The organism is Prescottella sp. GW823-FHT02E09, assembly GCF_058797375.1.
Genome location: NZ_JBXAJP010000002.1, coordinates 750,629 through 756,628 on the forward strand (window position 1 = coordinate 750,629; position 6,000 = coordinate 756,628).

Below are 6,000 nucleotides of genomic sequence, written 5' to 3' on the forward strand. Positions count from 1 at the left end.
CAGGGGTATGAAGCTACTTCTTCGGCACCCGGACGATCAGGGCGTCGCCCTGTCCGCCGCCGCCACACAGAGCGGCCGCACCGATGCCGCCGCCGCGTCGCTGCAGCTCGAGAACGAGGTGCAGTGCGATGCGGGCGCCGGACATACCGAGCGGGTGGCCGATCGCGATCGCACCACCGTTGACATTCACCTTGGCGGCGTCGATACCCAGCTCGCGGGTCGACGCGATGCCCACGGCCGCGAACGCCTCGTTGATCTCGACGACATCGAGATCCTTCGGATCGATGCCCTCACGCTCACACGCACGAGCGATCGCGCGCGCGGGCTGGGACTGCAGCGTCGAATCCGGACCGGCGACGACGCCGTGCGCGCCGATCTCCGCGATCCACTCCAGGCCCAACTCCTCGGCCTTGGCCTTGCTCATCACGACCACCGCGGCGGCGCCGTCGGAGATCTGCGACGCGGTACCGGCGGTGATGGAGCCGTCCTTCGCGAACGCCGGACGCAGCTTGGCGAGCGACTCTACGGTGGTGTCGGCGCGGATGCCCTCGTCCTCGGTCACGACGATCGGCTCACCGCGACGCTGCGGGATCGTCACCGGGACGACCTCGTCGGCGAACAGCCCGTCCTTCCAGGCACGGGCGGCGTTCTGGTGCGACGCGGCCGCGAACGCGTCCTGCTCCTCGCGCGTGATGCGCTGGTCGTCGTCCTGGTTGCGCTGCTCGGTGAGGTTGCCCATCGGCTGATCGGTGAAGATGTCGTGCAGGCCGTCGTACGCCATGTGATCGCGCAGCGTGACATCGCCGTACTTGAAGCCCTCACGGCTCTTCTCGAGCATGTGCGGTGCCCGCGACATCGACTCCTGACCACCGGCGACGACGACGTCGAACTCTCCGGCCCGGATCAACTGGTCCGCGAGCGCGATCGCATCGACTCCCGACAGGCACACCTTGTTGATCGTGAGCGCGGGAACGCTCATCGGGATCCCGGCGGCGACGGCAGCCTGACGCGCCGGCATCTGGCCCACGCCCGCGGTGAGAACCTGACCCATGATCACGTACTCGACCTGCTCGGGCGCCACACCGGCCTTCTCCAGCGCGCCCTTGATCGCTACGCCGCCGAGGTCCGAGCCCGAAAGGTCCTTCAGGGACCCGAGCAGTCGTCCGACCGGGGTACGTGCCCCGGCAACGATGACAGAAGTGGTCAAGATTCCTCCAGCGGTCGATCCTGGTCCGGGACGGCGGTCTGAGCCGTGACCCGGCGCGAACAGTTCAAACGGTAGCGCTACCGTCTGATACATGACATCTTCCTCCCCCAGCACCGCCCCGAGCGGACTGACCTCCGAGCTGGTGACCGCGATCGACCACGTCGGTATCGCGGTGCCGGATCTCGACGCCGCCATCGCGTGGTACGGCAAGCACCTCGGCATGGTCAACCTGCACGAGGAGGTCAACGAGGAACAGGGCGTCCGCGAGGCCATGCTCGGATACCCGGGACAGGCCGCCGGTGCCGCCGCGATCCAGCTCCTCGCGCCGCTGAACGAGGCCTCCACGATCGCCAAGTTCATCGATCGCAGTGGCCCGGGCCTGCAGCAGCTGGCGTTCCGCGTCACCGACATCGACGCGATCAGCGCGCAGCTCCGCGCCGACGGCGTGCGCCTGCTGTACGACGCACCGCGTCGTGGCACCGCCAACTCGCGGATCAACTTCGTCCACCCGAAGGACGGCGGCGGCGTGCTCATCGAGCTGGTCGAGCCGGCCGCCGACGGCGGACACTGACCCGAGCATTCCAGTGGCGCCGCGGAGTGGGGCCGGTGTGACGACGCCGGTCCGCCTCCGCGGGCGCTGCGGCCATCGTCGCCGGTAGATTGGCAGGCATGGCCTACGATCACGACCGCGGCATGCCGTTCACCATCGTCCGCAAGGGATACGACAAGGACGAGGTTCGGCGCTACTACGACCGTTTCGACGCCGAGCTCCGCCTCACCGCGACCGACCGCGACGCGGCCGCCGCGCAGGCCCGGGAATTGGCCATTCAGCTCGAGGACGCACGGGACGAGATCGACGAACTCCGCCGCGACGTGGACCGGCTGTCGGTGCCGCCTACGACCGCGGAGGGCATGAGCGAGCGCATCTCCCGCATGCTGCGCCTGGCCTCCGACGAGGCCTCCGAGGTGCGCGCGAAGGCGGAAGCCGATGCTGCGGAGATGGTGTCGGTCGCCGAGCAGGAGAGCGAACGACTCCGCCTGCTCTACGAGACGAAGATCAAGGAACTCGAGGAGCGACGCGCGGCCCTCGAACGCGAGCACGAACAGACAATGACGGCCGCCCGAACGGAAGGCATCCGGATCGTCGAAGCCGCGGTGGCCGAGCGCGACCGTCTCACCGCCGAGGCCGAGGCGAAGCGCGCGCAGGTCCAGCAGGACTTCGAGATCACGATGGCCGAACGTCGCGCCAAGGCCCTCGCGATCATCGAGGAACGTGAGACCGACAGCAAGGCCGACGCCCACCGACGTCTCACCGACGCCAGCCGGGAGGCGCAGCGTCGTCTGCAGATCGCCACCGAGCAGTCCGACCGCAAGATCGCACATGCGAAGGAACTCGCCGAGGAGCTGCGGGTGTTGCGCAGTCGAATCCTTGCTCAGCTGCTCGGCATTCGCGGCCAGCTCGATTCGGTCCCCGCGATGCTCGCCTCCGTCAACCGGGAAGCGGAGCTGCTCGACAACGCCGAAGCCTCGGCACCCGCCAAGGACGGCGAGTCACCGGATGCCAGCGGCCCGGCCGACGAATCCGATTCACCGTCGCAGCAGCAGCCCGCGCGAACCACGTAGCGCAGTCAGGACCAGCGACGCGTCAGCCCCCGCGTGCGACGGCCGGCCCAGCACCCCGTGTGCCAGTGCCGGCGGTCGTCCGCACCCCCGGAATCGGCCGGCCACGCCACGATGTGCGCGACTCCGGGCCGCACCTCCTGATCGCAGCCCGGGCAACGGTAGGTCTTCGTGGCCCGGGCACCGGGAATCTGACGGACCATGAAACGTTCGTCGCCGTAGCCGGATGGACCCGATTCCTCACGGGCGAGTGCGTTTCCGAACAGGCTGCCGTCAGCGACGTGCCCGTCGGCCGACTCGCTGCGACGGTGGGGTTTGCGGGGCTGATTGCGACGCGGCACCACACCAGTCTAGGGGCCGGCCTGCGCGCACCCGCGAACGCTCAGAACAGGCGGAACTCGGTGCTCTCGGTGCCCCGCAGCGCCTCGTAGTCGAGTACCAGGCAGCGAATACCACGATCGGTCGCGAGGGTCTTGGCCTGCGGCTTGATCTGCTGAGCCGCGAAGACGCCGGTAACCGGCGCCAGCAGCGGATCCCGATTGAGCAGCTCGAGGTACCGGGTGAGCTGTTCGACGCCGTCGATCTCGCCGCGCCGCTTGATCTCGACGGCCACCGTCGCCCCGTCGGCGTTGCGGCACAGCAGGTCGACGGGACCGATGGCCGTCATGTACTCGCGGCGGATGAGCGTGAACCCCTCCCCGAGCGTTTCGACGTGTTCGGCCAGCAGTTCCTGCAGATGCGCCTCGACACCGTCCTTGACGAGTCCCGGGTCGATACCGAGCTCGTGGCTCGAATCGTGCTCGATCTCCTCGATGGTGATCCGCAGTTCCTCGCCGGCCTTGTTCGTCACCACCCACAGCTGCTTGGGGGCGCCGTCCTCGGTCTCACCATCGGTGGTCTCGGCGAGCCAGCATGGCGGGCTCATCCAGTTCAGCGGCTTGTACGCGCGGTCGTCGGCGTGAATGCTGACGGACCCGTCCGCCTTGACGAGCAGCAGCCGGCGGGCCATCGGCAGGTGGGACGTCAGGCGACCGACGTAATCGACACGGCAACGAGCAATGACAAGACGCACTCGGCCCACCCTAGTGGATCGAATACTCTCGAACGACCATGGACCCGCGCCGACCTGTCGACACGCCGCTCGGCTCCCGTCTGCTCGGAACGCCTTCGGAGACACCACGGATCCGACGGATCCGAGTCCAGACGCTCCTCACCGCGTCCCTACTCGGGGCCAATGTCGTCGGGGCAGCCGTCGTCGCAGTGCTCGTCACGTTCGTGGTTCCGGGCCCCGAACTGCTCGAGCCGGAGTTCCGGTTTCTCAACTTCGTCTTCGTGCCGGTTTACCTGGCCGTCGCGCTGCTGATCGGAACCGTCAAGGGGACCCGGCGCGCCCTGCACAATCTGCAGTGGATCGTCCTCGACCGAGCACCCACCGAACGCGACAGGTTGACGACCCTGACGATGCCGTGGCGGTTGACCCGCATGCAGATCGGGCAGTGGACGATCGCCCTCCTCCTGCTGACACCCGCATATGCCCTCGTCGACCCGGAGACCGTTCCGAAGATCGCGTTCACCATCGCGCTCGGCGGCATCACGATCTGCGCGTTCAGCCACGTGTTCAGTGAATTCGCGCTTCGCCCGGCGGCGGCCCGCGCGCTCGAGACCGGCGGCCGGCCGAAGGTGCGGCTCGGCGGCGTCGTCGGACGGACACTGCTGGCCTGGATCCTCGGTACCGGCGTCCCCGTCGCCGGTTTGATGATCGTCGCGGCGTACAGCCTCACCAGCCACAACACCACACTGTCCCAGCTCGTCGTCGCCGTTCTGGGGCTCGGGGCGATCACCCTCTTCTTCGGGCTGCTGCTGATCCTGCTCAATGCCCGCGCGACGGTGGCGCCCATCCGTTCCGTCAAGACCGGTATGAGCCGGATCGAGGAAGGCCGGCTCGACACCCGGGTCGTCGTGTACGACGGCACCGAACTAGGCGAGCTGCAGTCCGGATTCAACCGGATGGCCGACGGACTCCGGGAGCGCGAGCGGATCCGGGATCTCTTCGGGCGGCACGTCGGCCAGGACGTCGCCGAGGCCGCCCTCGTCGCACCGCCCCGTCTCGGCGGCGAGGAGCGCGACGTCGCGATCTTCTTCGTCGATCTGGTGGGCTCCACCGAGCTCGCGGCGACGCGGCCCCCCGCGGAAGTGGTCGACCTACTCAATCGGTTCTTCGAGGTGGTGGTCGACGAGGTCGATCGCCACGGTGGCTTCGTCAACAAGTTCGAAGGCGATGCCGCACTCGCGATCTTCGGTGCCCCGCGCGACCTCCCGGATGCCGCTGGGCACGCCCTGGCCGCGGCGCGAGCCATTCGACACCGATTGCCTTTCGAGGTCCCGGAGTGCCACGCCGCCATCGGCGTCGCGGCCGGCACCGCTGTCGCCGGAAACGTCGGGGCCCGCGAACGATTCGAGTACACGGTGATCGGGGACCCGGTGAACGAGGCGGCACGCCTGTCCGAGATGGCCAAGTCGGATCCGGACGCACTGCTGGCCTCGTACACCACTGTCGAACTGGCCGGCGCATCCGAGGCGCGACACTGGGTCTCCGGCGAGTCGGTGACCCTCCGCGGGCGAGGGACGCCCACCCAACTCGCTCATCCCACCGCACCCGACTCCGGCCTCGGCCCCGTGCACACCACGTCGGTGATCCCGAGCGCCGACTGACTCCTCACACGGGTCAGAATCCGTCGGCCGCCTCGGGCAGTGATTACCCGACACTCCGGATACGCCGCAACGTTGCCGGTCAGGGGATCGGCAACCGTCGCGCTCACAGCTTCGCGGCGTAGCCCGGTACCCGGACCTCGTTCTTGCAGTGGGCGACTCGGGCGTTCTCCGGGTGCGCATACATGCAGAAATGCCGAAGGCCCCCACCCGTGATGGGTGGGGGCCTTCGGTAAAGGGTGTTCGGCGGTGTCCTACTCTCCCACACCCTGTCGGGTGCAGTACCATCGGCGCTGGAGGGCTTAGCTTCCGGGTTCGGAATGGGACCGGGCGTTTCCCCTCCGCTATGGCCGCCGTAACTCTATGAAACTGTCACACATTCACTACCCCCCGCCCGAACCACCCGGCCGGCCCGTGAGGGTCGTGGGGTGTTGGGGGTGAATGGTATCTGTGTGTTGTTTCAG

At 68.2% G+C, this 6,000-nt stretch carries 6 protein-coding genes and 1 rRNA gene; 3 read left to right on the plus strand and 4 right to left on the minus strand.

Translation table 11 applies throughout. The features are described 5' to 3' along the window. Positions 1-13: 13 nt before the first annotated feature. Positions 14-1,207: an acetyl-CoA C-acetyltransferase gene (locus AC1RIF_RS07685; RefSeq protein WP_492600756.1), complete on the minus strand. Its 1,194-nt coding sequence runs from the start codon at positions 1,205-1,207 to the stop codon at positions 14-16. Positions 1,208-1,298: 91 nt separating this feature from the next. Here AC1RIF_RS07685 and mce point away from each other — a divergent pair, with 91 nt between their 5' ends. Together mce and AC1RIF_RS07695 are read left to right on the plus strand one after the other, a co-directional pair. Next, entirely contained in the window at positions 1,299-1,778 is a 480-nt protein-coding gene (gene mce / locus AC1RIF_RS07690) for a methylmalonyl-CoA epimerase (RefSeq protein WP_492600757.1), read from the plus strand. Between the two features lie 98 nt (positions 1,779-1,876). Further along, positions 1,877-2,830, plus strand: a complete 954-nt coding sequence (locus AC1RIF_RS07695) for a coiled-coil domain-containing protein (RefSeq protein ID WP_492600758.1) — start codon at positions 1,877-1,879, stop codon at positions 2,828-2,830. A 5-nt stretch (positions 2,831-2,835) separates the two neighbouring features. Here AC1RIF_RS07695 and AC1RIF_RS07700 read toward each other — a convergent pair whose 3' ends face one another. Both AC1RIF_RS07700 and nucS read right to left on the minus strand, forming a co-directional pair. After that, a complete protein-coding gene (locus tag AC1RIF_RS07700) occupies positions 2,836-3,168 on the minus strand; it encodes an Rv1322 family protein (protein WP_492600759.1) in 333 nt (110 codons plus the stop codon). A 41-nt stretch (positions 3,169-3,209) separates the two neighbouring features. Beyond that, positions 3,210-3,899 (minus strand): endonuclease NucS, encoded by a 690-nt coding sequence (gene nucS, locus AC1RIF_RS07705; RefSeq protein WP_492600760.1) that lies wholly within the window; start codon positions 3,897-3,899, stop codon positions 3,210-3,212. Between the two features lie 38 nt (positions 3,900-3,937). Between nucS and AC1RIF_RS07710 the strand changes: the two genes are divergently transcribed. After that, complete coding sequence (locus tag AC1RIF_RS07710) at positions 3,938-5,539, plus strand: adenylate/guanylate cyclase domain-containing protein (RefSeq protein ID WP_492600761.1); 1,602 nt, start codon at positions 3,938-3,940, stop codon at positions 5,537-5,539. A 238-nt stretch (positions 5,540-5,777) separates the two neighbouring features. On the opposite strand, the gene rrf is transcribed toward AC1RIF_RS07710, so the two are convergent. Continuing rightward, a 5S ribosomal RNA gene (rrf, locus tag AC1RIF_RS07715) occupies positions 5,778-5,894 on the minus strand. Positions 5,895-6,000: the final 106 nt, after the last annotated feature.

Bases quoted from the DNA above. Each gene is read 5' to 3' on its own strand.
- AC1RIF_RS07710 (WP_492600761.1), top strand. From the start codon at position 3,938: ATGGACCCGCGCCGACCTGTCGACACGCCGCTCGGCTCCCGTCTGCTC.
- AC1RIF_RS07695 (WP_492600758.1), top strand. From the start codon at position 1,877: ATGGCCTACGATCACGACCGCGGCATGCCGTTCACCATCGTCCGCAAG.
- mce (WP_492600757.1), top strand. From the start codon at position 1,299: ATGACATCTTCCTCCCCCAGCACCGCCCCGAGCGGACTGACCTCCGAG.